Genomic DNA, 25,228 nt, shown 5'->3' on the forward strand with positions numbered 1-25,228 from the left:
GAACAGATAAAACTCTAGACAGGAATCGCCGAATCCGTTGTCGTCGGCTACCCTTCACGTACACGGAACAAAGGATTGGTTGTTGTTGTGAAGCAACTGTTGATAGTGGAAGATGATCCTGGCCTGCAAAGCCAGATGCGCTGGTGCTTCAGCGATGAAGTAGAAGTTACTGTCGCAGCCGACCGTGACTCGGCACTGGCGGCACTTCGCCGTCTGGAGCCTGAAGTCGTCACTCTGGACCTGGGCCTGCCACCCGACCCGGGCGGAGCCTCGGAAGGCTTTGCCCTGCTGGAGGACATTCTCCGCCTTGCACCCCTGACCAAAGTGATTGTGGTAACCGGCCGAGAAGACAAAGAGAATGCCGTGAAAGCCATCGGCATGGGGGCCTCCGACTTTTATCAGAAACCTGTCGACGCGGATATTCTGACCTTTGTTGTGAATCGGGCGTTTCGGTTGGCGGAGCTTGAACGGGAAAACCGGGAACTCGCATTCCAAAGCGCCGGTACCAGCATCAAAGGCATTGTTGCAGCCAGCCCGGAGATGCTTGCGGTTTGCCGAACCCTTGAAAAGGTCGCCCCTACCGACATCACGACCCTGATTACCGGAGAGACTGGCACTGGCAAGGAGCTGCTTGCAAAAGCTCTGCACGAGCTAAGCCCCAGAGCAAGTAAACCCTTTGCAGCCATAAACTGTGCCGCAATTCCTGAAAACTTGCTTGAAAGCGAACTTTTCGGTTTCGAGAAAGGTTCATTCACCGGCGCAACCCATTCGAAAAAAGGCAAGATCGAAAGTGCAAATGGAGGCACTCTTTTCCTCGACGAAATCGGCGATATGCCGATGGCACTTCAAGCGAAACTATTGCGCTTTTTACAGGAACGGATGATTGATCGCGTCGGATCGGTCAACGCGATTGCGGTTGATGTTCGCGTAGTCTGCGCTACCCACCGGAATGTGAGAGAACTTATCGAATCCGGTGATTTCCGGGAAGATCTGTATTACCGCATCAGCGAAATAACCCTTGATGTTCCGGCCGTTCGCGAACGGAATGGAGACGCCCTCGTTATCGCTCAGTCATTGCTCAAGACTCTCGGCAAGCAGATGGAGCGCCCCAACCTCACGTACAGTGATGATGCTGCCAACGCAATTCAGTCCTACTCATGGCCAGGAAATGTTCGCGAGATGATTAACAAGGTCAAGCGAGCCATCATAATGGCCGATAGCCGACGCGTCTCGGCAGCCGACCTGGAGCTTGATCCCGACAACCAAAGCCAGGGCAATCAGCTAAACCTGCGCCAGGTCAGAGAAAATGCAGAACGCAATACGATCCTGCAAGCCCTGCAAAGCTGTAGCTTTAATATGTCACAGGCATCTCGTCTGCTGGGGGTCACCCGGCCCACCCTCTACAACCTGACAGACAAATACCGGATTCAAACTTCCACCGAGCCATCGGAAGACTGATCCGCACCGAGGCCCCCAGAATGCATAAGAACAGGAAGGAATAGAGACATGAACAAATTAGCAACGTTAACCGCCACGGCTCTATTCGCTGCTATTTTCCTGGTTCTGACAGGCTGCGGTGGTGAAAGCAACGAAATGACGCAGGAGGAGGTACGATACCTGAGCCACATGGATCAGGCCCGTTTTTTCCAGCGTCAGGGCGAACTTAAAGCCAGCACTCTGGAAGCGCGAAGCGCTATAGAATTACAGCCCGAAAGCCTGGATCCCTACTTCCTGATAGTCGACAACCTTCTCAAGGCCGGAGACGCACTCAACGCAGAGCGCCAGCTTAATTGGGTTCTGGAGAATGTTCCTGAGACCCAAATGGGCCCGGAGGCGCTCAACCGCGCATGGCTCATTGCCGCCGAGGCCAAACTGATGCAGGGGAAGCACCAGGAATCACTTGAAACTCTGAGTAAAATTACCCCTTCAGACCGACATACCGACACGCAAGCCGCACTGCTGCAAGCAGACACCCTTTTTGCGTCCGGGCAATTGGATCAAGCCTACTCATCCTATGAAAGGGCAAGAGATATTGACCCGGGTGCCATCGGACCGGTCATTGGCTTATCCAGGACAGCGTTCGCCCAAGGCAATAAGGCACAGTCAAGGCAGCTAATCACCAAAGCTGAAGAACTCGACCCGGAAAGCACGGAGCTTTGGCTGTGGAAGGCTCAAGTGGCACACGCCGAACAGAACTGGAGTTCAGCCGAAGATTTCTACATCCGAGCTCTGGAAGATATCGGCCAGTACGATGTAATGACTGAGCGCAAGTATGCAACGATTTCCGCTCTTATTCGGGTTTTAAGAGCTCAGGGAAAACAGTCGGAAGCTTTCGTATATGAAGAAATTCTTGCCAAGTCCGCACCCGGAACTATCAAGAGCAACATGATGGCAGCCCAAGAGGCTTTCGAGCAGGGCGACCTGACCAGCGCAGCACGCTATCTGGAGGAGATTCGCAGACAAGCGCCCACTCACGAGCCAAGCGCTCTGATGTTGGGGCTGATTCGGTTTCGGCAGGGCCGTGTTGAAGAGGCGGAGAAATTACTGGCTCCCGTTGCTGAAACCAGTGATTCGGAAACAGCTACCAAGTTGCTGGCAGCCACGCGTTTGCAAATGCGCAACCCTCAGGGAGCAAAAGAAATACTCGATACACTCGACAACACGGATTCTGACCCGGAGACATTGGCATTGGTGGCAATCGCATCGCTGGCAAGCGGAGATAGCAGCACCGGTGAAGCACTTATGGAGAGGGCCCTGGCATCGAACCCCGACAACCATCAATTAGCGTTGCGGTATGCCAATTATCTAAGGCAACAGGGAAAATACACGCAGGCAACAGACTTAACAAAACAAGTGCTGGAAAAGGCGCCAGAATTGCATTTGGCACGAGGTCTTCTGATAAAGACTCATACAGATTCGGGTAACCTGCCCGCTGCTGTCAATGTCGCATCAGCCTGGCTGAAACAATACCCGGATAATATCGAGGCCCTTGTTTATCGTGGCAACCTCGCCTTACAGGAAGGAAACCCTGACATAGCCCGCGACTTCTTTACACAGGCCGTGAAAAAAGATCCTGAGGCCCCCGCACCGCTGATCGCATTGGGAAGACTGGCGATAAACCAGAGCGCTACCGACGAAGCACGTAAATGGTTCCGCGATGCGGTGAAAGTTGCTCCGAATAACCGCCAGGCAATCCAGGGGGTTGCAGCGCTGCTTAAGCCTGAAGAGATAGAGCAATTCATGCGAGAAGTTCTTGATAAGGATCCGTCAGCAACAGGTCCACGCCTCGTTCTCCTGGAGCTGGCCCTTCGCCAGAACAGGACTCAGCAGGCCGATGAGTTGACGGCTTCACTACTGGAGCGTGAAGAAGAAACGAGAGCCTCCCGGGCGGCACCACTTGTTGCGAATATCTATAACCTTACTGCCGCCAGACTCAGGGAAGAGGGAGAGGCAGAGCGCTCAACCGAAGTACTCAACAGAGCACTCGCACTTTTCCCGGAAAACGAAGCTATATCGCTCCAGGCAGCCAAACAGGCGTTTTTGGCCGGAAGTGCCGATAAAGCCCGAAGTATTCTGCAAGACGTTAAAAAGCAGCATCCTGATTCTGCTAACCCCTACTGGACGGAAGCACTGTACTTCGAAAGCCTCAAGGAGTATCGAGAAGCCGCCGAGTTCTACCAACTTGCTATGGATAAACGCCCAAGCCCGGGCCTCGTAAGTGACTACGCGGAAGTGCTTGAGAAGGACAACAAGGAAACGGAAGCAATTGCTGTACTGGAATCCGGGGTTTCCTCCTTCCCGGAACACCCGCCATTGCGGTTGAGACTTGCCATGCTTCAGCAAGCGCAAGGAAGTATGGAGAGCGCCAGGCACCACTACGAGAGCCTACTGACGTCCATGCCGGAAAACACTATTGCCCTTAATAATCTGGCCTGGATATATCTTGAAGCGTCGGATCCACGCGCATTAGATGTCGCTCGAAGAGCTTACAAACTCGCCCCGGAGAATGGTGCCATAGCGGATACCCTTGGATATGTCCTGTTCAAATCCGGTAAACAGGCTGAGAGCCTGCCTTTGCTGGAGGAGGCTCACAGGCTCCGCGCTGACTCGGAGGAAATAGCATTGCACCTGGCCGAAGCATACCGGGCGGCTGGTATGAATGCAGAGGCGAAGAAAGTTCTGGAGAAATTCGGTGGTCAGCACTGATGGAGCGGGCTTCAACAACCGTGTATCTCTGGCTGATATCAATCCCGTTGCTGATAGTCGGGTTATGGGCTGAGTGGCAGTCTTTCTTCTATCTTTGGTACCACTCCATCATCTACAGCCACGGTTTCCTGGTACTGGGCGGCATTCTATTTCTGTTGTATCAGCGAAGACGCGCCCTGATGCAACTGAAGGTATGCGGCTCTGTACCCGGTCTTTTCTTGCTGTCTGGAGCGATTGCCGCCCTTGTCCTTTCTCAAGCGGCGGATATCAGAGTCTTCAGGCTGGCACTGGTTCCGCCGATCATCGTGTTTTGGGGATGGTCGATATGGGGAAAAGGCTTTGCGTCTGTCGCTGGCGGGCCCGTTTTTCTTCTGATGTTCGCAGTTCCTGTCTGGGACGACTTCTCCCCTGCCCTTCAACATATCACTGTCTTCTTCAATACGCTTCTGCTGAAAGTCGTAAATATTCCCGCCACTATCCACGAGTTCTACATCACACTTGAAGTAGGCACCTTCCTCGTTGAAAACGGCTGCAGTGGTGTCCGCTATCTTATGGTTGCCTTGTTTCTTGCCGCTTTTTACGGGCAACTGTATTTCCGGTCAAACCTTAAGACCCTGACCCTGATTCTTACCGCTGGCGCTCTATCCATGGTGGCAAACTGGATACGGGTGTTTGGCATCATAGTTTCGGGGCACTACACCAATATGGAAAGTTCGTTGATTGAGGATCATGAACTTTTCGGATGGGCGATTTTTATCGGCATCACATTAGTTCCATTGCTCTTCATTTCCGCACGGCTTGAGCAAACCAGGAACGCCAAAAATGCCAATTCCTCGACGGCAACTATGACAGGCAATCAGGTGCCCACAAAAGCTACGACTCTCAGATGGCCCGCCATTGCTTCACTCTTGCTGCTCGCTCCACCACTGCTACCGGCAGCTCTGGATGCAAGAACCGAAAGAATGGCACACTCCTGGGACCCCCAACTCCCTGACGCCAATCTCGAATGGAGCGGCCCTCTTAAGCACGCCAGCATCTGGCAACCGGACTACGTCGACCCGGATATCGAACATAGCGGTGTCTATGTTTCGGAAGACCTTGAGCAAGTCCAGGTACAAATTACAGCTTATCAGCGTCAGGCTCAGGAAAAAGAGCTCATCTTTTACAGGAATCAGCTCTTCAAGCACAAAGACTGGACACTTGTATCCAGAGCCAACCGCTCTCTGGAACTCCCTAAAGGCATCGCACCTGCAACGATAAACGAAACCGTGATTCAAAAAAACGGACAAGACTCAGCCGTCATTCTCTGGTCTTGGTACCAGGTTGGCGACCAGCTTACTCACTCAAGAATCGAAGCAAAAGCCCGGGGAGCGCTCAATAAACTCAAGGGCGATGCCAGAGGAGCCTTGTGGGCACTGGCAGGGCGTTGTGAAGGTGCGGGTAGTCCGGAGTGCGAACGCCAACGGAGTGTTTTCATGCGCTTTCTTAATAGCTTGAATGACTCTTATGAAGCAGCAACTAATTTACGCTCATGAGCTGCTAGGTAATCCCCAGGCAGCAGAAAGCCGACGTTCAGGTTACTGAGCGGGCTCGAGAGCACAATGTCAGCTCGGTGCCGATCTGTCCGGTGCTGCAGTTCTTATCTGAATTTACGGTATTTAAATAGCACTTTAATGGAACTTATTTGGCGTATCGCTCGTTGATCAAGCGGACTACGTCCCATAAAGCGTTTTTTCTCTTCTCAAAAATTGAATCGGAGCTAAGCAAAGGTTCCACTGATAAGTTTACCTTTGAGAGAGCATTTTCCACTCGGCTACGCTTAAATAATTGCCAGGCGTTCTTAAAATTCGAAAAATTTCCCCGCCTATTATCCCAAAACTCCAGACCAAGGTCTGAAACGTTATATGGAAGATTTACCGAAGCACACCAGTCCTTCCATTTAAAAGGTTCATGAACCAAAAACTTTACCGGAACCCAAGGTACCCTAACGGCATCAGCAATAATCGCTCCGTGCATTGCTTCCGTTATAACTTTCGAAGATCTTATTACTTCGACAACAAATTCTTTAGATTCAACACGAGGACTTAAATACTTTATCCCCAAGCTTTTACACAGATCCTGAAGCCCATTTCCAGATGATAAATCCGACTCAACATGTGGAATAAATGTAACAGGATATCTCTTGTCAACTTTTTCGTTTGAAATAGCTAAAAGTTCGGGTATCAGTAAGCCAGCGTCTGAAATGGCCAATTCTTCCGGTAGGTCAAGAGCTTTAGCTGACAGCGGCCCGCGAACACACGCAAAGTCCCACGTATCATCAAACCTCGACGAATCAAGGCTCCCATAGCCAACCCCACTAGAAAAGACAACCTTCCTTGGGTAACAATCGACTCTGGACAACTCTCTATCATTTATTATTGTCCCAATTCCAATAAGGCATACATCTTTGCTATCGATTATTGATTCGTCAAATAGTTTTCCAAGTAAAAACGGGTTTATGTCATCGCCAAAGTTGCACGTACCTCTAGCTTTACTGTAGGACTGATGATAATAAATTCCCATGAAACGCCTTATTCAATTAAAATTTGAGTCTAATCAATCAATAGTCACAACCTTCTCTTCTGAGAACTCACTGCTCTGACCATTTGAATCAACCGCTCGTATCTGAATGGACCAAGTTCCCTCTGAAAGCCCTGAAACCACATAAGATTCCTCGCTATTGGAATCAATTCTTACGGTTTCCTTGATCATCGAAGAGCTAGCTTTAAGCTTCACGGCATCTGCAATTACGTATCCATCTGCCTCATTTGATAGCGTAATCGTAATTTCGGAAGAGTACGGTATGAACGAACCCAACTTTTGCCATTGTCCTCCTCCCGATGTTTGATCCACCGAAAACGTTATCTTTTCAACATTCCCACTGTCGTTTAAATATTCAAGAATATAGGTTGCATTTTTTGCACGATTTGGATGAGAGGTCCACAATGCCGATAAAAGGTATTCACCGCCAATAGCAATGTCGTTTATGTGCCAGATAGCAACGCTCTCTCCCGCACCGGCTGGCAAGACCGTGTAGTAATCCCCCAAGTATCCACTAGTTGAAGTCGATTTACTTACATTGGGCCCATAAACAACGAAATCAGTAGACCCGTCATCAGAGATAACCTCACCCGCCGACATATCAGCAGGTAATGCTTTCACGTACTGAAGCTCGTAGTACTCAATTTCTTCAGGAGCCAACACGCTTCCATCGGTTCTCGTAGTGGGCGGCTTCCAAGTGACAAGCACAGCATTATCGGGCAGAACACTCTGCGGATCCCTTGAATCGGTCCCAGCAAGGTACTCTTGATAGTTGGTATAGCCATCACCATCTGCGTCTTGATCGCTATCAGCCGTCATTGGGTCAAAACCTGCTGACACTTCGTAACCATCAGTGAGACCATCACCGTCACTATCGGCATCCAAAGGATTCGTCAGCGCGAGGAACTCCTGCAAGTTTGTGAGGCCATCTTTATCTGTATCCACCTCAGCATCCAAGGCATTTGTCGGATCCAAGCCATTCTCAAGCTCCCAGGCATCAAACACGCCGTCATTATCAGCATCATAGGTTAAAGCTTCCTCAACTTCTTTAAACATCAACGCATCGGCAATCACATAACCATCGGAATTGTCTGAAACGGTAACCCGCCCGGTTAATGTTGACATCCTGAAAGTACCCAACTTGAACCACTTCCCTCCAAACTGGCGCTGATCCACCTCTACTACTGTTTTCGTCAATAAATCCTGGTCATTTAAATGGTGAATTACATATTTAACATTGGTTCCACGGTTAGAGTGAGACGTCCATCGCGCGAAAACGTCGTATTGCTTTATAATATTAAGATTCCAAGTCGCTGTTTTTTCACCCGAACCTGGTTCTCCTGCCAAGTAGTCGACGCCGACATAGCCCTTGGAAACGGACGACGACTTCCATTCTCCATCGGCATAGAAGCCGGGATTGGTATTGTCAATTACATACTCGGCATCGACACCAGCTGCCGTTGGAGGCAGCTTTTCCAAATCCACTTTCGGCTGAAGAACACTACACCCTGCCACCAAGCTCCCTGAGGCAAAAACCAACACCGCTTTTTTTGTCTTGTTCATTTTGGCCCCTCCTTGTTTTTCACAACTACTAAAAGGATGGCACATAAAAAAAAACGCGCAGATGTGGTGCTAGTTCATTTGAGCATATCCTGCTTTCGGTTATGTTAGAAATTACTAAAACGCCTATTTCGGCCCGCTCTTCGCTTCACCAGAAAGAAGAAGCTGAAGGCCGCCAAAGCAAGGATCCGGGCTCCGGAACCCCCACAACTCGATGGATGACACCGAAAAGGTCTTCTTCCGTACTGCCACCGCCCTCCGCTGTGTGGGTAAAAAACCAGAAACTGAAGCTTCCAGAGTGAAATTGATCCAAACTAATCTCACCCGACTCACGGATTAACCATTTCTCCTCGGGTATATCCACCATGCCCGTTTGCTCCACGCCCATGAGCGTCAGAAAAATGTCGTTTGGATAAATCAAAGAACCGTTTCCCGCCGGGGGATTAATCGTGGAACGACTTCCGGTTGTATAAAATCTCTCGGGAGACGAATCACCATAGAGGTAATAGGCAGTACTCTCCTGCGCCTGAAACGACCAACCGCCTATTTTGCCTTGAAAGGAAACCCGATGATCGGCCGAATTCCTGGCCCAGATGTTCAGGCGGATGACAAACTCATCCCCCATTTCTACATCGAATAAAAAGTCAGCCGCAGTGGCGTTACCCGTGACGGTTCCGTGTATATCATAGGAATAATAAGGCGTTGCGTGTGACACACTGGCTAACGCCAGCCAAAGACCAAGCAATACCAATGGCTTCATACCAGCTCCCCTATCCATAGGAATTGTATCTCGATGATCAGATCTCACCCTTACCGGGTCTGAGCTCAAATAACTCCTTCCTGAAGTCAGTACTGCAGACAGAAAAGACTAAAACTGCGGAAAGGCGAAGGTCATTTTTCAGGCTCCCGGGTAACCTTGTCAAGCACCGTTACAACGACCGTAATATCCCGATCACTCACATCTTCATGGCTTGGCAGTGTCAGCAGCCTTTCAGCAAAAGACGCGGCATTGGGATAAACAGCAGGATTTGTCGGCAACACGTCTGCGATGACGTCAATACCCGGCAACGTTTTCTCATAGAACGCATTGGCACCAATTCCATAACCGTTAAGCAAACTGACGGCCCGGTTCCGAGTCATTCGATCCGGTGCCAGAAGCCCGTACCGCAGAGTTACTGACGGCCTGTCGGCACCCGCCCGCTGATCAGCCATAAAAAGTGTCCAACCTTTGGCAACCAGAAAGGACAGAGCCTCACTATATTGGCTAGCCACCGAAGGCCTGGATTGGGCATTACGGATGCCAGCTCCAAGCAGCCCTAAAGGCAGGTCGACTCGACGTATTGATTCCAGAGGCTTGTATACCGTAGAGCCAAGACCAATAAAGGGAAGCCGGAGCAAAAGACCATAGCCGATACGACCAAGCAGCAAGTTGAATACCTGCCGCCGTATCATCCACTTCCAATCGACAGTCACCGCAGTTTCGGGCAATTTCTCGAGGACATCACCAGCAAAGCGCTGATGATCCTCCCGCACCAGAAGCGCCCCACATCCCATCAGATTAATCGGCTTACCGCGCCCGAAACTCAACACGGCGCAATCGGCAATGGGCTTGTGTGAACAGTCAGGCGGAAAGCATTGGGCAGAGTCTTCGACCAACCATAAACCCCGGGAACGGCAGATATCACCAAGCTCGGCCAGGCGCTCCGGGACTCCAAGGAATCCTGCCGCAATAACCGCTATAGTATGCCCAGAAATCGCCTGAACAAGCTTTTCGAGATCCATAACAGGGCGATCCGGCATCAGGTCAACCAGCACCGGGCTGGCCCCTTGTGCCACAACCGCAGCGACCAGATCCGGGCAGCCATAAGCGGGAAGAATGACATGGGGAACAGCTCCGTTCAGCTCAGAACGCCGGATCGCCAACATAATGGCAGCCGACAGGGCTTCCGTGCCTGACCCCATACACCAGGTATGGTACTGATTCTCCCAGGGCAGGGGCTCGGCCTGCCCCCGCGCTGGACGTGGCACGCGGCTACCGACAGGTCTGAGCATCGTCTTCGCTCTCATGTGACACCTCGACGCTCATCGCTGGGACGGCGTCCAGACGGTCATCCTGCGACCGCGCAGGAAATCCACCGTCGCCCGGGCAATAGCCAGATTGACCTGCACAAAGAAATACGGAATCTTTACCAGGGTTCGTTCACGCAGCTCCGGCTTCACATGTCCGGCAATGACCACGCCATAAAAGATCACCTGCCCCAACAACGCCAAAGCATAGACCCCGCCCTTCCCCGCCAGCATGAAGGACGTAACCAAAAGCAGAACCTGAAACCAAGGCACGGCCCAGCGCATCAGCTTGTGCCCGAACACCTGGAACGCAAACCAGCCAAACCGGAACGGATTAAGTACCTCCATGTGCCGGCTGAGCGCAGTGAGGCCCCGGATAATGGTGCGGATCTTCCGCTGATATTCCTTGGAGGCATCCGCCACATCCTGATAGAAGCCAAGAACATCCGGCGCCGTCACCGCGACCATCCCCTTCCGGGCACTGTTAAGGGCGGTATTGAAATCGCTCGGGGACAAGATATCCCAGTCCTGCTCACACACTTCCCGACGGGCCGCAAAGAAAGAACCACTCAGTCCCACCAGCCCGGCCCGTTCACTTTCCACCCCCCGCAGCCACATCTCATATCGTACGTAGGCACCTTCGCCCACCACTGAGCCATCCCGGCTGACAAAGCGGTCTTCACTGGAGACCGCACCGACACTCGGATCATTGAAATAGCGAACCATCTTCTCGATGGCATCCCCGGGAATGGAAGTAGCCACATCGGAAAACACCAGGATGTCCCCGGAGGCCTTCTGGATAGCCTGGAGTTGAGCATATTCCTTGCCCTTGCGCTCCTTTGCTCTGGCGAGCACCACTCCCTTTGCCTCGTACTCACCAACAATTCCGTCGGTGCCGTCGCTGGATGCGTCCGAGGCGATGATCAGTTCCAGGTCGGGATAACTCAGCTCCAGGCAATTCTCGATCTTGTCCCGTATACGTTTCTCTTCATTGTGGGCCGTAACAATCAAAGAGACGCGAGGTAAAGACGCAGGTTCAGGGTGCACCTCACCGGCGCCCGCACGACGGGGTGTGAGGCGTAAAAGCAGAGGATAGAGGAAATAACTGAATAAAACGCCGACAACCGAAATCCAGAACAAGCCCTTCAGCATTACAATCCGTCCCTGTGACACAAATGATGACTTTTATACCCGCAACTGGCAAAATCGAATTGCCAACAATATACATGGACGATTACGCCAAAACCACTGGCAAGGCCAACGGAGGCAATAGGCGTGGCAACCATTCGATCCCTCATCAAATTCTGGGCGCTCAACGCATTCGCCCTTTATGGATGGCTTCGCCTGAGGGCTGTCCATAGCCCAACCCTGCTAATCCTGACCTACCATCGCGTATTACCAACTGACTCCGCGGAGAGGCCATTCGAACAGCCAGGTATGATCATTTCTCCCGAAAACTTGGAGCAACATATCAAGATCATCCAGTCGATCGGTGCCGTACCAATTCACTTAGATGAATGGTTGAGCAGGAAAAAGGCCGGAAAGTCTCTACCTACCCTCGCAGTTGCATTTACCTTTGACGATGGGTGGCGGGACAACTACCTAAACGCCTTTCCCATCCTCAAGCAACAGGAAGTGCCGGCAACCATATTCCTGGTTACAAAACTGGTCGACACGAGTGAAACCTTCTGGCCGGAACAGGTTATCCGGGTACTCCGGACCCCAGGTGTCGATCGTAATCATCCTGCCCTGGAATGGCTTAAACCCCACCTCGGGGAACTGGCCCACAAACCCTGGCCGATGACTCTCCTCGAAGCCGATCAGGTGATCAATAATCTGAAGGATCTGGACGACGCCACCATCCAGCGTCATCTGGCCACTTCCGCAAAGGTGCTGGCTGAAAAAATCAGCGGCGAAACAGATAACACACCCGCGATCCTGCAGAGCAGAGATATTGCCGAAATGGCAGAGAATGACCTGGTAAGGTACGGGGCCCACACCCGGAATCATTACCGTTTGAACCGTTTAAATGATATGGCAGCACTGGAACAGCAGATAACCGGGTGTGTCTCCGATCTTCGGGAAATCACAGCAAACAGCACTGCAATCTTTTGCTACCCAAACGGTGATATCACCGACAAAGGCAAGCAGCTTGTCGCCGACAGCTACCATGCGGCCTGCACCACCAAAGCCGGTTGGAACACGTTAACGAGGAGCAAATACGACCTGCATCGTATTAATCTCCACGACGGAAACAGCTCAAGTCCGCGTACCCTTCTGGCGACCATAGGCCGTACGCTGGCATGACCAACCAATCCATGAACCGCCCTATCACCGTCACCCACATCATTTCCGGCGATCTATGGGCAGGGGCAGAAGTTCAGGTGTACAACTTGTGCAAGGCATTGAACGAAGGGGACGACATAGCGGTCAATGCGGTGGTCTTCAACCCCGGCATTCTCCATGACAAACTGTTAGAGCTCGGCATACCGGTCACTCTTATCAATGAAGAAACCAGTGGTCCGATCACAATCGCCAGAGGGATAGCTTCACACTCTCGCGACTACCAGTCGGATATTGTCCATACGCACGGGTTCAAAGAGAACGTTCTGGGAATACTCGGGAAAGATCTTGCGCGAGTGCCATACTCCGTCCGAACCGTTCATGGTAACCCTGAGCATCGGCTCTCTCTTAAAAAGCCACAAAAATGGCTAACCAGCCGTCTTGACATCTTGCTTGGCGCGCTCAGGCAACAGGCTGTTATCGCGGTATCCAGTCAACTTGAGCAATCCCTGCAGCCATTATTCCCCGGAAAAGTTCACAAGATTTTCAATTTCGTCGATGTAGGGGAAATCATTCATAACTGGCAACCCAGACATCACCTACCCGGCCCCCCCCCATCAGTTGCAGGCATCGTTGGGCGACTGGTGCCGGGCAAACGCATGGATCTTTTCATCCGGACAATTGCTTTACTTAACGACCAGGGGCACAGCTTCAAGGGGAGAATAATCGGAAGTGGCCCACTTGAGCACGAACTGAGAAGTCTGACGAAAGATCTGGGCATCAGCGACAAAATAGCCTTCACAGGTTTCGTAAACCCCGCAATGACAGAAATCAGCAAGCTCGATATCCTTGTAATGCCCTCTGATCATGAGGGACTTCCCATGACGTTGCTGGAAGCCGTATCACTCGGCATCCCTGTTGTAGCTCATAATGTTGGGGGCATTCCCGAGGTATTGGCTGGCTGGGAAAGAAGTGGCCTCGTAGACGATCAAACTGCACAAGCCTATGCAAAACAGATTGTCGCCATCACCTCACGGATGGCGACATCTGAAAAAACTCACGATCCGGCATCAAACGATATCACTCATCCTCCCGGGTTTCTGGACAAGTTCAGCAGCCAGCAAAGCTCACAAAGATACGTTGAGCTTTACGCTGGACTGGTCACAAAGCCCCATTGATCATTTTTTTGGCTGCTTGGAGTAGCGATCAAGTACGATACTCCATATATCTGCCAGCGCTGCGACTCTAAGCACAAGCGCAAACACAAGATAGAGACCTGCTCCGGCGACAACCTGAATAAAGAACACCGCTAGAGATCCAAAATCTTGTAAGGCCGAGTCCAGCAACATAATCCCTACCGCCATAAACACCGCGGCAGCGGCAGTTCTGCCAAAAGTGGCGACCAGCTGAAACAGTCCAAGATCAATCAAACGTCCTGCGACAGCAAGAGTAATCAAACTGTTTATCCACGTCGCTGCCGCCATCCCTATGACGATACCTTTTACCCCCCAGAGGAGGCCAATCAGAACGCCACTTAAGGCGATAGGGCGGGTAAAAAGGTTTACCTTGAACTGAAGCTTTGCCCGCCCCTGAGACAGGTAGATAGATCCAGTCACGGTGACGATTGATCGTGCGATACCGGCCAAACACAGCACCTGCAGCAACGGCACCATCTCTATCCATTGCTCGCCCAGAACGCCAAGCACGAAATTCTCCGAGACGGCAAATATGCCTGCAACCATGGGAAAGGTCAGCAAAGCAATAGCCTGGGTGCTTCTCAAATAAACTTTCCGAACCCGATCCTTATCGGACTGAATAAGGCTCAAAGCTGGAAACATGACACTTCCGATCGTGTGCGAAACGCTCTGTAGAGGGAACAACATCATTGACTGGGCTTTATCCAGCAAACCAGCCGCATCTCCACCCAAATATTTGCCTGCGAGTAGCTTATCCGCCTTATCCGTGCCATATCGTATCATTCGCGTGGCAAATACATAGAAGCTGAAACCAAAGAGCTCCTTTAGCGCAGCCCGACTGAACTCAAAGGCTGGAATCCAGCGCGCGATGGCCCAGATATAGAGGGTGGCCACCATCCGAAGTATTACCGGCTGCCAGGCAAGGGCCCAATAGCCGAAGCCCTCCGCAACCATGAACACTGCCACCACGCCGCCAACGATCATGCCCAGTAGGTCCGCCACCGCGGTTACCTGAAACGAAAGATTTTTGACCAGGCGCTGCCTAGGAACCAAGGCAAGCGCACCCAACACGAACTGGAGAGATAGTACCCGCCCGATGTCCGTAAGCTCTGATCTCCCGTAAAATTGGGCTATGTAAGGAGAGATAGTAAAGACCAGAAGAAACAACCCCAGACCAACGCCGAGGTTTGTCCAAAAAACCGTGTTGTAATGGGTCTCCTGAACATCCTCTTTCTGAACCAGAGCAGAACCTAACCCCACGTCCATCAGCAGGCCCGCAAATCCAGTAAAAACCATCATCATGGCTATCAGGCCGAAATCATCAGGCGAGAGCATCCGGGCAAGCGCTATACCAAACCCCATTGAGATGATCTGGCTGATCACCTTACCACCTGCTGTCCAACTGAGGGCCTTCAGAACTCTGCCTCTGAACTCAGACATCAGGCAGCTTATCCTTAACCGAAGCGGCCTCAATACGGCATTTTGATCGAACCGCCAAGACCTCCGCCTTCCAATAATCTAGGTTATTGAGCATATTTTTCAGCGCAGCCTTCGAACTCTCCGGATCCATGCCGCTTGTAGACAGCCGGGCGTCATCCATACCCAATTGATGAAACAGTTCCTCCAGCTTGAATTCATAGGCAATCCCGAGCACAGGGGTGCCCGCTACCAGTCCGAGAATTGCCGCATGCATCCGGGTTGCAATAACCAGGTCAAATCTATTGTACGCACCAATAATATCTAACGGTTGACGAAATTGACGATCAACAACTACCGACCGTCTGACGTCCTCAGGTAATGCATTATTAATTTCGTCGGCAAGTCGGGTATCGTCGGTCCAGTATTCCGGAATACCTTGGCAGGTTGAAAGGAACACGACCTCTGCCCCATGGTTTCTTACCGCAGAAATCACCATCTCGGAAACAGAAGACTTGTACTGGTCAGCAAGAGAGCGCTCGCTATCGGAGAAAAAACGCAACGTCCTAACAGACACCGCGATACGCAAACGACCGGGACAAGAGACTGGATCGTCCGGCTCGATAACAAATGCGGCATCCTTACCAAGTGTGACCTTACTTTCGGGAATGCTGAGCTCGAGAACATGCCTCTTGGAGCGTTGATCTCGCAGAAGAATGGCATCTGAGCGGTTGAAGATATCAGCAAACGCCTTTCTGAACTCTGGCCGTGTAAAAGGCCCCAGAGTCTGGGTAAAGAAAACCAACCGCGCACCGGCAGCCAGCGTAAACCGATAGTCGCGGATGTTCGTCCAAAGCCCATAATTCTCCGTCAGATAGGTACCTCCGGTACTTACTACCAGATCCGCATGCACATATTCTGACACCGACTGGAGATCGTCTTCGGAGAGTAACAAACGGGCCAGCCACCCAGCTTTTAAACGAATTAAGCGGGAGGCCAGACATAACGAAACGTATCGGATACGCTCAACCCAATGTCCGTAACCCAAGACCTGAAGCTTCCTTCCGACCAGGCTTTTCGGACGATTACCAAATAACGACTGCCGAAATTTAGCCCAGGGGTAGTACTTGTTCGCCGCTTTCGCTGACTTATCGAAAACGGTGAACTTGGTATCCGCTCCATACCGTTCCCGGAGGATATTAAACATTCCTAACAGGATCGCTGCATCACCGGTATTAAGAGAAACAATATTGGTAATCAGAATATGCTTGGGCCGAGAGGATTTATTCATAACCGAAGTCCGCGAGAAATGGTTCGACAATCGACTCAATGCGCCCAAGGTTATCTTTTCCAAAGAATTCCTCAATGCTCTCTGGCCGTTTCCCTTTAGGCTGGAATTGGACATCAACAAGAGCGGAAATATCGCTAAGATTGGCAAGTCCCACATCCTCCGCCAGGCGGTTGATCTGATTTTGCTTGTCCCTTCGGAAATCCTCGTAACGAATCAAGCGCACGCCATCTCGATTCTCCAAATACCGCTCTGCGGAAATCCGCCAACGCCACGCCAGTTTCTCCAGATAATCGTTCCCGGGCATATCCGGGGAAGTGCCATTAAGCACCCTTCCCCACGTACCCGGAACTTCACTAGCCAAACGGGAACCTTCCGATGGGTTGCCCGGGATCTTGAGCCTGCTGAGAATGCTTCTGATATTGTCCTTCGGCTCACGTACAATGAATACAAACTGCGCTTCGGGCAGGAACTGCTTCAATTGAGATAATAGAAGAGGGAAATTGGGATCCTTGACAACCGTGCCCCTGAACAACTCGCGATGCTGTCGCCAGAGGCTTTCGAGTGATAAATCCTCAGAAAAAAGCCGGTCTCTGAATACCACCTTTTTTTTTGTATCGAGTTGGTGAAACGGATCGCTGCAAACGTCTACATTAGCCGCCTTGGCAAGCAGCGTTGCAATTGCCGTAGTGCCAGACTTGGGCATTCCTGCAACAATGACTCTCCCTTTGCCCCGTCCCATGGGCAGACTGCCCATGAAATGACTCTTGATTTTGCCCAGCGCCATTGTTTCAACACTCCCTATTTCGCTCCAACCGATTGAAAAGATCCGTGGTCTGCGTCACGTTATCGTGCCAACTTCTGCCGTTCAATATCAATTCTCGCCCAGAATCACCCAACTCTCTCGCCAATACAGGATCATTTTTCAAACGCATTAACTGAGCCAGGATATCCTCGGCGGAATCGCTGCACAGAAGGCCGTTTTTACCATGTTTAATTAGTTCAGCCATTTGCCCCCGATCAGAAGTAACCACTGCCGCACCGCAAGCCATGTACTCAAACAGCTTCATGGGGGAGCCATGAAACAGATAGGGAGACCAGAAATATTCTGGATGCAGGGCCACGCAAGCGTCCGAAATACAGATCGCATCGAGTATTTCCTCCCGGTTAAGACCCTGAACGATTTCTACGTTAGGGCCTGAAGGCAATGTGTCGGCGTATTGGTTAACGGCAAGGAGGAATTTTATGTCAGGTGCCTCAGTCTCAGCGAGGCGAATAGCCGATGCGAGAAAATCCAGCCCTTGCCAGGGATAGATCGCGCTTCCGCTATAAAAAACCGTAAACTGGCTGGAGAGCCGCTTGGCTCTGCGCTGGTCTATCTCATTCTGGGATATTCTGGGGCCCCCATTGGGTAATACAATGGCATCTCTGATACCCAATGCAGTCGCATACTTTTTTAAAGCGGTAGACACGCCGATAGCAGCATCTACGCGCTTCGCAAGCTGTTTACGTAAACGTTCTTCCTTGCTTATACCGGGCTTCTTCCGGAATGCATGCAGCCAACGCCTGAGGTACTGAATCCACGATTCTTTCAAGTGAACCCTGCGCCCCCCGAGCCAGGAAAAAGCCAGAGTCTCGTTTGCCGGCGCATTGATCTCCCACACGACAGGTCGAGAACCCGCCAGAGTCATACATTTTGCAACTTCAGGCCATTCACCGAGGTAGCGTGCATCAATTCGGATATAAAGCACATCAATACTCTCGACAAAAGCCTTCAGGTCGGATTCCGAGGAGCCCGAAAAATTCCTCACTCCGGGCATCGAGGGATCTTCGTGCACGAAAACTTCATGCCCATCTTTCAAAAAGCCCTGAACAAGTTCCAGAGCATGGACGTGGTTGCCACCTTTGGGAGGGTAGGCATGCATTTTATACATGTAGCCGATTTTCACCCGGTAATCTCCTTATCACTGGTGGCGGCACTTCACTGGTCGGGTGTACCTCTTTCTGGCATGATAATGCGCCAGAATGATGGTCGGATGCTACCACTGCAGCGCCGGCTTGTCTGCAACGGAAGCCTCACAAACTTGTATGGAACACAGAATGACACAGCGACGAACCGGAAATATTCTGCTTGTATCTAACTACCCTTCAGATGTTGGTTACGCCTGGTGGTTGATGGAGCATTTCTGGGTATTGCTCGCAGAACATTTTTCCCAAAAAGGCCAGAGCGCATACCTGGCCTACCCAAGCATTACCAAACTGCCCTCAACCATCAAAGAGAGCTCCATAAAAACCGTTGAACTAAACGTTCCCGGCCAAACTGAGTCAGAGCGACAGACAGCCAAATCCTTTATCAAGCAGCACAACATTACCGACCTTTATCTGACTGACCGCGCCTGGTTCAGTGTCGATTATGCTCGACTACGCGCCTGGGGTGTAAAGAACATCGTAGTCCATGACCACACTCCCGGGGACAGACCTGCAATTGGCGGCCTGAAAGGATGCGTAAAAGCTCTGCGTCACCGACTGCCCCTGGCATGTGCGGATGCCCAACTGTGCGTTTCAGATCTCATGAAAAAACGCAGCATCCACAACGGCCGAATACCCAGTGAGCGATGCCAAGTGGTACAAAACGGCATCCCGCCGGTTACTCCATCGGAACATACCCGGGAAGCTTTGCTGAGCAGTCTGGATATTCCTGCGGACAGCACGGTTTGCATCACAACAGGCCGCGCCCACCCGTATAAAAGGTTCGATTTCATCATTGATGTGGCAGCCGAGCTTCAGCGGACACTGCCCAATAACAAGCTTGTGTTTCTCTTGATTGGCAATGGGCCGGCGCTGGAGAAACTTCGGGAAAAAGTTGCCAAAGCCGGGCTAGAGAGGAACATCAGATTGCCTGGTTTCCGAAGCGACGCCAAGGAATTTCTCAGTGCCGCAGACTTCGCCATGCACGCCGCCTTGGGCGAAGGGTTCTCCCTTTCAATCGTCGAATACATGAGTGCGGCCCTACCCGTGCTCGTTCCTGACATTCCTTCAGTTAAACAGGCCATTGACCACGACCTGAATGGTTTCGTCTACAGTAAAGACGATGTGAAGCAGGCGGCCGACTATATCAGAGCGTTGTACAGCAGTGAGAGTTATCGAAAAAAGCTGGGTGCCAACGCGAAGAGAAAAGCCGATGCCCGCTACACTCTGGATAACTGCACACGGGAATTCAAAGCCGCTTGTCAGCAGGTTTTCTGAATAATATCCCAAAGCCGCCCAACGCTCTTTTCGCTGGTCCAGTTTTCGAGCACAGACTGGCGAGCCTTACGACCAAGCTCTCTCGCAAGCTCGGGGTTAGCCGCCACTTTTCTCATCGCATGGCTCATACCTTCCACGTCATACTCGTCCACTAACAGGCCCGTTTCCCCTTCGCTAATAATATCCCTTATGCCCCCGTGGCGGGTTGAAACAACAGGAAGCCCCATCCCCATAGCCTCCAGGACACCGACCGGGGTGCCCTCCATGTCGCCGTCCGGCGCGCGAACGGAGTGCTGAATGAAGCAGCGGGCTTTACTAAGCGCAGCCAATACGTAGTCATGCGGTCGGGCACCCGCAAAGATAACCTTACCCTCAATTCCTAGCGCTTTACACAGCTGTTGACAGGGAGCCATAAGCGGTCCGTCGCCCACTACCTCCAATTGTGCATCCGGAACATCATCGGCAATTCCAGCAAAGGCCAATAGCGACACAAACGGTGCCTTTTTCTCCACCAGGCGGCCAACCATCACGAAATGAGGAGGAGCATCGTCGGGCGCGGCGCTTAACTGCTCGGAAACCTCTGCACCGCAAGCGTTATGGAAAAGCTTGTCCTTGGGAGCTCCCATCGACTCCAGCTTATCGCACATATGAGAGGAAACTCCGACTATAGCCGCTGCGGATAAAAATAGCTGACCGTAACCGTGGCTTAACCCTTCGACTAATGACTCGCGATAAGCATCATATCCATGAAACTGAGCAACTAACGGAACTTGAGCCTCCTTACACGCATCCATCACCGATACCGCGGTTGGCCCATACTCCGCGAGCACCGCATGTATATTATTCTCCGACAGGAACAACCTGAGAGCTCGGGTGTCCTGCTCGACTACAGTCTGGCCCATTACCTGACGCAACCCCCACCGCCACGCCAGCGGAACAAACGCTCGAGGTGCAAGATACTCACCAGCTTCATCGAGGCCATCGCGAACCATCCGAAACCCTGGATTACCAACCAATGAATACACACGGCAAGGCATCTGATTAATATGGGCACGGAGGAACGTCTCGGAAGCTCCTAGCTGGCCACCATCCTTGTTGACGATAACTGCAAGATTAAACGCCATAACTGCCCTTCCTTAACGCAGAGTCCATTAAAGGGCCTTACGATATACAGTTTCAAGCGTCTTGCCAAAATTTTCGGGATCGTGGTGATCCAGAATTCTTTTCAAAGCTTTCTCGCCCTTTTCCCGGATTTGCGATGGCTTTTCAATAATGTCCTCTAACACCCGCACAAGTCCCTCTTCGATCGCGCGGGATAACATCTCGCGTTCCTCCGGGGTTCGAAAGTACGCCTCTCCGCCCAATTGCCGTTTCGGCACATTCAACAACCAACCGCAATGATTTGAGTTAATCTCGGGAAATGCCCGGACATCAGTGGTAATCACCGGGCGACCGTGAGATTGGAGCTCAAGAACCGAGTACCCATAAGTTTCTGCGTAAGACGGAAGCAACCCTACATCACATTCCGCCATCTTTTCGAGTACCTCAAAGGAAGGTAGTGAGGGGTAATAGTCAATCCAATCGTTGTTCGCGCTAATGAATTCCCTGACCTGCAGGGTATCTTTTTCATCAGCGCGAGCTGCATACTGATCAGACCGTAGCGCACTTACCACACACAGACTCAATGCAGCACCGGTCGAATTTCGCACAGACTGGAAGGCTCGAAGAATCTCCTGCCCCCCCTTCCGGAAAAAGTGGTGCCCAACCAACATAAACCGGATCTCCCTACCCTGTTCAAAAGGGTAAGAAAGCTGCCCAAAACTGCGGGTAGAAACCGTCTGTGGAGGATGTAAAACCTCTGTTTTATCAAGAATCCGGGTGCGCTGATCCGGGAACAGCTCTAAAAAGCCAGCCTGGAGCTCGTAGGCACTCTTTGATAACGCGAACAATCCAATGCAGCTATCCGACACCAGACTCTCAATTGCCCTCTTTATAAACGGAGACGACTGAAGACGCTCCGGATGACTGCTGTGATTGCGAAGCACTTCAATGAAACGCGGAATGAAAGTTTCAAACGTGGCAACCCAGGGAGTCCGGCTGTAGCTCACACCATTAAAGAGATGCATGCAATCCACTCGGTTAAGGCCAAAGTCCTGAAACTTAAAAGGTCTATCGGCCACCGAACCGGAGGTTCCCTTAAGATGGGTCAGGCTTAATAGACTGGAAGCAAGCGAATAATAGTCCCTGCACAATTTATAGTCTGCACCAGCGACTTTACCTATAATGTTTCTTTGTTCGGGATACTGCTGGGCGGAATGCCCGATTCGGAGTGGGCCCATTGCGGGAGATCCTCAATAAATTCCAAGGTGCCTAATTGCTGCCTGGGAGGCATTTGCCAGTCAACCGCTCCCACTGATCCAGGCAGGCTTTCTCGATCTCAGGCGACAGATTAGGGCTGGGATTTTTTCCAAGAGAACCCCCATAGACCTCACTAACCATAGATGGACTCCATTTAAGATGGAGAAACCGACACACCTGTTTCATGGTTGCTTCTGGATTCTGCACCATATCTTCATAAGTCAAAAGCATGGCGCGGCTATCTGTATGAAGTCCGAGGAAATGGAAAGCCGTGTTATACATCAGCCAATAAAGACCGGAAGCATCCTCCCTGGAGAGCTCCTCGTGGACATGATCAGTTATAAATTGCTTTAGTTCCGTAGGCACCAGTGGATTCTGAGCAAAATCATTCGCAACCCAGCTTTTTACCGCCTTTACGTGCCCGTCGCCAAAAAACCTCACCATGGAATTTACTGCATCGAACGGATTGCGAGTGACGAACAGGATCGAAGAGTCTGAAAAATTACCAAGGAACTCCTGTCCCCGCAAGGTCTCCACAATTGGTTTGAACAAAACCAGCTTCGCGGAACTAGAATCAACAGCGCGACAAACGGTTTCCAGATCCTTGAAACGCCAATTTTCGAAAGCTTTTGGGTTATCTTCATTAATAAGCTCCGTATCCCAAGCTTTACTTAAGCAGTGAGCAACGATGTCAGTACCGGATCTACCACTACCGAGAACAAAGACCGCGCGGGAGCCATGAGAGGGAAAAATAACCTGGTAGAGTTTTTTAAGTAGATATCGGGTACGCCTTTTGATCCTACGACTGAAAATAAACCGTTTGCTCTTGACGTTGAGGGTCATTCCGGAAGTCCTTTTCTAAATTTATTAAAGGCACATACTAGCCCAATGCCCCGATTGTTTAAACTGCAACAAAATTAAAGAACTACAGATAGCCTATCTGATCTGTCTTTTGCTTCCTTTTTCCCGACCTATAGCAAAAGCCTACCTGCACGCATTACTCAACGAACGGCTGGAAAGCTTGAACCCGGACTCAGCCCCTACCAAACTGTAAGCGACGCACGCTAAACACAACGCAAAATCAGGTCAAACCCGTTATACTAACCCTAACACCCAGATCAGGAGCATGAAGCATATGTGCCACGCCAAAGCCTGTCTGCTCGCAGGACTCACTATGATATTCGCCTCCGCGGCGCAGGGAGAAACGGTGTTCACCGATTCTTTTGAGTCCGGCAACATGTCCGCAACGAACGCTCATGGCTTCGGTTGGGGCAACAATAATCGCACCTCCGTAGTGACTGAAGAGGGAGTAGTCTACGCTGGAGGAGAAAAAGACATCCCCATTCCATCCGGCCGTGACTGGAGCACCTACGATAACTTAGGCGATCATCACCTGAGATTTTATTACAAAGCAGGTGAACCCATGACCGAGCAACGCTTCAAACTGGGTCGACATTACCAAGACCTGTGGCTTAGTTACTGGTTACGTGTCCCGACCAATTTTGAACACGGATCTCTGAACAACAAATTCTTGTCTGTTTGGCCCACCCGATATGACCGAGCGGGAACTGTTACCTGGCAGACCCGCCCCAACAGATCAGGGGGCGCTAACCTTGTCTATCAAGATGGCGGAGTAACGTCCGGTGAAACAGGCTCCGCACCGTTCATATCGGTACCAGAAGACCAAGGACGCTGGATGCATGTCGTGGCTCGCGTCAAATCTGCTACGGGCCCGGACGCTCATAATGGTGTTATCCAGTTCTTCCGTCGCTGGGCTGGAGAAAACTCCTACAAATTGATCCATGAGAAAACATCGGCTGATATCTGGGACGACGACAGTACTGAGCAAGGTATTTCTCAGGGTTACATTATGGGCTGGGCTAACGATCCATATGATATGACGACAGAGTGGTTTTTAGATGAGTTTAGCGTGCATACGTCGTCTCCAATTGATGATTTTTTGCTCAATGCCAGCAACAACCGTCCCAACCCTCCCACCCTGGATATAGTGAATTGACTGGAGCTTTAGCTACCCCTCCTATAGAGAGGGGCAGCTCTTAGTCAATTGTCAGTACTCCAACCCCCTCCTCGCCAAAGCCCTGAACATCGAAAGAAAGCGAGCGAAAAAATATATAAAATTGATAACATAATTATATGATAAATACTTAAACGACTGGCGTGCAAACCTCTGATACGTTACAAATATGTTCAGGAACAACAATCCGCCCAGAATGACAGAGGCGGAACTCCAGCACTGAAACACTCCGGCCAACACTATAAACAAAAGTGAAAAGCCATATATTACCGAAATTATCGCCACTTTAGATTTCGCGAAATGGGAAAAAGTACGAAAATCACCCTCACCGTGCCATAATTCTCTCTTGAAAAATTTCGTAACGCTATTCGGGTATCCAAGATGAATACATCTGAAATCAGTGCACTGATAGTAATCCACCTCCGGGGATCGACGAGCCCGATCGCAAAAATCGACATCTTCCCCAGTTTTTAATCTTGGATCAAAGCCCCCTATCGCCTCAAAAGCACTACGACTTGCAATCAAATTTCCACCATTGATATGACCGCTTCTCATGCTGCCGAACCAATACTGCTCAATCCAGGAAGGGTCTTTTCTGATACCATACTGACATCCAGTAACAAATAACCGTTCTCCACGGCCCACCAGATTCTCGATCGAACTGCCCCATAACAATTCAACTACGACATCTGAATCTATGAATGCCAAAACACGACCAGTTGAACGAGCCACTCCATAATTTCTGGCTTTGGCAACGCTTGTACGGCTAATATTTACAACATTAACGCCAGACATCGAGCGCGCTATGTCAGCACTGCGATCATCCGACCCATTGTCCACTACCCAGATTTCGTAAGTAAGATCCCGCTCGGCCAAAGCATCTTGAATAGAATTTATACACCGACCGATATAATCCTCTTCGTTATATACCGGAATAATGACTGATATATCCAATGAAAGTTATCCTTTTTTATCCAAGAACGCCCTATTCAG

At 50.9% G+C, this 25,228-nt stretch carries 20 protein-coding genes; 7 read left to right on the plus strand and 13 right to left on the minus strand.

Annotated features, from left to right (window positions below):
- The first annotated feature begins 87 nt into the window (after positions 1-87).
- From prsR to xrtA, 3 genes are read left to right on the plus strand one after another with little or no spacing between them, the layout of a single operon-like run.
- Complete coding sequence (prsR, locus tag C7H09_RS17610; RefSeq protein WP_106765525.1) at positions 88-1,458, plus strand: PEP-CTERM-box response regulator transcription factor; 1,371 nt, start codon at positions 88-90, stop codon at positions 1,456-1,458.
- 48 nt (positions 1,459-1,506) lie between these two features.
- Positions 1,507-4,206 carry a tetratricopeptide repeat protein gene (locus C7H09_RS17615; protein ID WP_106765176.1) on the plus strand — a complete coding sequence of 900 codons (2,700 nt, stop codon included), beginning with the start codon at positions 1,507-1,509 and terminating at the stop codon, positions 4,204-4,206.
- A complete protein-coding gene (xrtA, locus tag C7H09_RS17620; protein ID WP_106765179.1) occupies positions 4,206-5,741 on the plus strand; it encodes an exosortase A in 1,536 nt (511 codons plus the stop codon). Before C7H09_RS17615 ends, xrtA begins: the two co-directional genes overlap by 1 nt.
- A 145-nt stretch (positions 5,742-5,886) precedes the next feature.
- Here the strand turns inward: xrtA and C7H09_RS17625 are convergent, their stop codons facing one another.
- The 5 genes from C7H09_RS17625 to C7H09_RS17645 form a co-directional block, all read right to left on the minus strand.
- Positions 5,887-6,768, minus strand: a complete 882-nt coding sequence (locus C7H09_RS17625) for a glycosyltransferase family protein (RefSeq protein WP_106765181.1) — start codon at positions 6,766-6,768, stop codon at positions 5,887-5,889.
- Positions 6,769-6,801: 33 nt separating this feature from the next.
- Entirely contained in the window at positions 6,802-8,349 is a 1,548-nt protein-coding gene (locus tag C7H09_RS17630; RefSeq protein ID WP_106765183.1) for a golvesin C-terminal-like domain-containing protein, read from the minus strand.
- A gap of 145 nt (positions 8,350-8,494) precedes the next feature.
- Positions 8,495-9,106, minus strand: a complete 612-nt coding sequence (locus C7H09_RS17635; RefSeq protein WP_133166247.1) for a hypothetical protein — start codon at positions 9,104-9,106, stop codon at positions 8,495-8,497.
- 131 nt (positions 9,107-9,237) lie between these two features.
- Complete coding sequence (locus C7H09_RS17640) at positions 9,238-10,398, minus strand: DegT/DnrJ/EryC1/StrS family aminotransferase (RefSeq protein WP_165794843.1); 1,161 nt, start codon at positions 10,396-10,398, stop codon at positions 9,238-9,240.
- A 30-nt stretch (positions 10,399-10,428) separates the two neighbouring features.
- Positions 10,429-11,565, minus strand: coding sequence for a glycosyltransferase family 2 protein (locus C7H09_RS17645; RefSeq protein WP_106765189.1), 1,137 nt, complete (start codon positions 11,563-11,565; stop codon positions 10,429-10,431).
- Positions 11,566-11,688: 123 nt separating this feature from the next.
- On the opposite strand from C7H09_RS17645, the gene C7H09_RS17650 reads away from it, so the two are divergent.
- Together C7H09_RS17650 and C7H09_RS17655 are read left to right on the plus strand one after the other, a co-directional pair.
- Positions 11,689-12,720, plus strand: coding sequence for a polysaccharide deacetylase family protein (locus C7H09_RS17650; RefSeq protein ID WP_240616646.1), 1,032 nt, complete (start codon positions 11,689-11,691; stop codon positions 12,718-12,720).
- Entirely contained in the window at positions 12,717-13,874 is a 1,158-nt protein-coding gene (locus C7H09_RS17655; protein ID WP_106765191.1) for a glycosyltransferase, read from the plus strand. Before C7H09_RS17650 ends, C7H09_RS17655 begins: the two co-directional genes overlap by 4 nt.
- Here C7H09_RS17655 and C7H09_RS17660 read toward each other — a convergent pair whose 3' ends face one another.
- From C7H09_RS17660 to C7H09_RS17675, 4 genes are read right to left on the minus strand one after another with little or no spacing between them, the layout of a single operon-like run.
- A complete protein-coding gene (locus C7H09_RS17660; protein WP_106765193.1) occupies positions 13,875-15,332 on the minus strand; it encodes a lipopolysaccharide biosynthesis protein in 1,458 nt (485 codons plus the stop codon). It abuts the gene before it with no gap.
- Positions 15,325-16,599 (minus strand): polysaccharide pyruvyl transferase family protein, encoded by a 1,275-nt coding sequence (locus C7H09_RS17665; RefSeq protein WP_165794844.1) that lies wholly within the window; start codon positions 16,597-16,599, stop codon positions 15,325-15,327. Before C7H09_RS17665 ends, C7H09_RS17660 begins: the two co-directional genes overlap by 8 nt.
- Entirely contained in the window at positions 16,592-17,383 is a 792-nt protein-coding gene (locus tag C7H09_RS17670) for a sulfotransferase family protein (protein WP_106765198.1), read from the minus strand. Before C7H09_RS17670 ends, C7H09_RS17665 begins: the two co-directional genes overlap by 8 nt.
- A 4-nt stretch (positions 17,384-17,387) precedes the next feature.
- Positions 17,388-18,545 (minus strand): glycosyltransferase family 4 protein, encoded by a 1,158-nt coding sequence (locus C7H09_RS17675; protein ID WP_106765199.1) that lies wholly within the window; start codon positions 18,543-18,545, stop codon positions 17,388-17,390.
- A 151-nt stretch (positions 18,546-18,696) separates the two neighbouring features.
- Between C7H09_RS17675 and C7H09_RS17680 the strand changes: the two genes are divergently transcribed.
- Positions 18,697-19,842 carry a glycosyltransferase family 4 protein gene (locus C7H09_RS17680; RefSeq protein WP_165794845.1) on the plus strand — a complete coding sequence of 382 codons (1,146 nt, stop codon included), beginning with the start codon at positions 18,697-18,699 and terminating at the stop codon, positions 19,840-19,842.
- Here C7H09_RS17680 and C7H09_RS17685 read toward each other — a convergent pair.
- The 3 genes from C7H09_RS17685 to C7H09_RS17695 are packed head-to-tail and all read right to left on the minus strand — an operon-like array spanning position 19,827 to position 23,043.
- A complete protein-coding gene (locus C7H09_RS17685) occupies positions 19,827-20,966 on the minus strand; it encodes a glycosyltransferase (protein ID WP_106765204.1) in 1,140 nt (379 codons plus the stop codon). The two genes, C7H09_RS17680 and C7H09_RS17685, sit on opposite strands and share 16 nt — an antisense overlap.
- Positions 20,967-20,993: 27 nt before the next feature.
- Positions 20,994-22,181, minus strand: a complete 1,188-nt coding sequence (locus C7H09_RS17690; RefSeq protein ID WP_106765206.1) for a glycosyltransferase family 4 protein — start codon at positions 22,179-22,181, stop codon at positions 20,994-20,996.
- A 31-nt stretch (positions 22,182-22,212) separates the two neighbouring features.
- Complete coding sequence (locus C7H09_RS17695; protein WP_106765208.1) at positions 22,213-23,043, minus strand: sulfotransferase family protein; 831 nt, start codon at positions 23,041-23,043, stop codon at positions 22,213-22,215.
- Positions 23,044-23,335: 292 nt separating this feature from the next.
- On the opposite strand from C7H09_RS17695, the gene C7H09_RS17700 reads away from it, so the two are divergent.
- The gene (locus C7H09_RS17700) at positions 23,336-24,217 is read left to right on the plus strand and encodes a hypothetical protein (RefSeq protein ID WP_106765210.1); all 882 of its coding nucleotides are present in this window, start codon (positions 23,336-23,338) and stop codon (positions 24,215-24,217) included.
- Between the two features lie 51 nt (positions 24,218-24,268).
- Here the strand turns inward: C7H09_RS17700 and C7H09_RS17705 are convergent, their stop codons facing one another.
- Complete coding sequence (locus C7H09_RS17705) at positions 24,269-25,189, minus strand: glycosyltransferase family 2 protein (RefSeq protein ID WP_106765212.1); 921 nt, start codon at positions 25,187-25,189, stop codon at positions 24,269-24,271.
- Positions 25,190-25,228 lie beyond the last annotated feature (39 nt).

Origin of the sequence: Marinobacter fuscus, assembly GCF_003007675.1 — a bacterium.
GTDB classification, from domain to species: Bacteria; Pseudomonadota; Gammaproteobacteria; order Pseudomonadales; family Oleiphilaceae; genus Marinobacter; species Marinobacter fuscus.

Coding starts and splice junctions, on each gene's coding strand:
- C7H09_RS17615 (WP_106765176.1), top strand. CDS start 1,507: ATGAACAAATTAGCAACGTTAACCGCCACGGCTCTATTCGCTGCTATT.
- xrtA (WP_106765179.1), top strand. CDS start 4,206: ATGGAGCGGGCTTCAACAACCGTGTATCTCTGGCTGATATCAATCCCG.
- C7H09_RS17625 (WP_106765181.1), bottom strand. CDS start 6,768: ATGGGAATTTATTATCATCAGTCCTACAGTAAAGCTAGAGGTACGTGC.
- C7H09_RS17630 (WP_106765183.1), bottom strand. CDS start 8,349: ATGAACAAGACAAAAAAAGCGGTGTTGGTTTTTGCCTCAGGGAGCTTG.
- C7H09_RS17635 (WP_133166247.1), bottom strand. CDS start 9,106: ATGAAGCCATTGGTATTGCTTGGTCTTTGGCTGGCGTTAGCCAGTGTG.
- C7H09_RS17640 (WP_165794843.1), bottom strand. CDS start 10,398: ATGCTCAGACCTGTCGGTAGCCGCGTGCCACGTCCAGCGCGGGGGCAG.
- C7H09_RS17645 (WP_106765189.1), bottom strand. CDS start 11,565: ATGCTGAAGGGCTTGTTCTGGATTTCGGTTGTCGGCGTTTTATTCAGT.
- C7H09_RS17655 (WP_106765191.1), top strand. CDS start 12,717: ATGACCAACCAATCCATGAACCGCCCTATCACCGTCACCCACATCATT.
- C7H09_RS17660 (WP_106765193.1), bottom strand. CDS start 15,332: ATGTCTGAGTTCAGAGGCAGAGTTCTGAAGGCCCTCAGTTGGACAGCA.
- C7H09_RS17665 (WP_165794844.1), bottom strand. CDS start 16,599: ATGAATAAATCCTCTCGGCCCAAGCATATTCTGATTACCAATATTGTT.
- C7H09_RS17670 (WP_106765198.1), bottom strand. CDS start 17,383: ATGGCGCTGGGCAAAATCAAGAGTCATTTCATGGGCAGTCTGCCCATG.
- C7H09_RS17680 (WP_165794845.1), top strand. CDS start 18,697: ATGACACAGCGACGAACCGGAAATATTCTGCTTGTATCTAACTACCCT.
- C7H09_RS17685 (WP_106765204.1), bottom strand. CDS start 20,966: ATGGCGTTTAATCTTGCAGTTATCGTCAACAAGGATGGTGGCCAGCTA.
- C7H09_RS17690 (WP_106765206.1), bottom strand. CDS start 22,181: ATGGGCCCACTCCGAATCGGGCATTCCGCCCAGCAGTATCCCGAACAA.
- C7H09_RS17695 (WP_106765208.1), bottom strand. CDS start 23,043: ATGACCCTCAACGTCAAGAGCAAACGGTTTATTTTCAGTCGTAGGATC.
- C7H09_RS17700 (WP_106765210.1), top strand. CDS start 23,336: ATGTGCCACGCCAAAGCCTGTCTGCTCGCAGGACTCACTATGATATTC.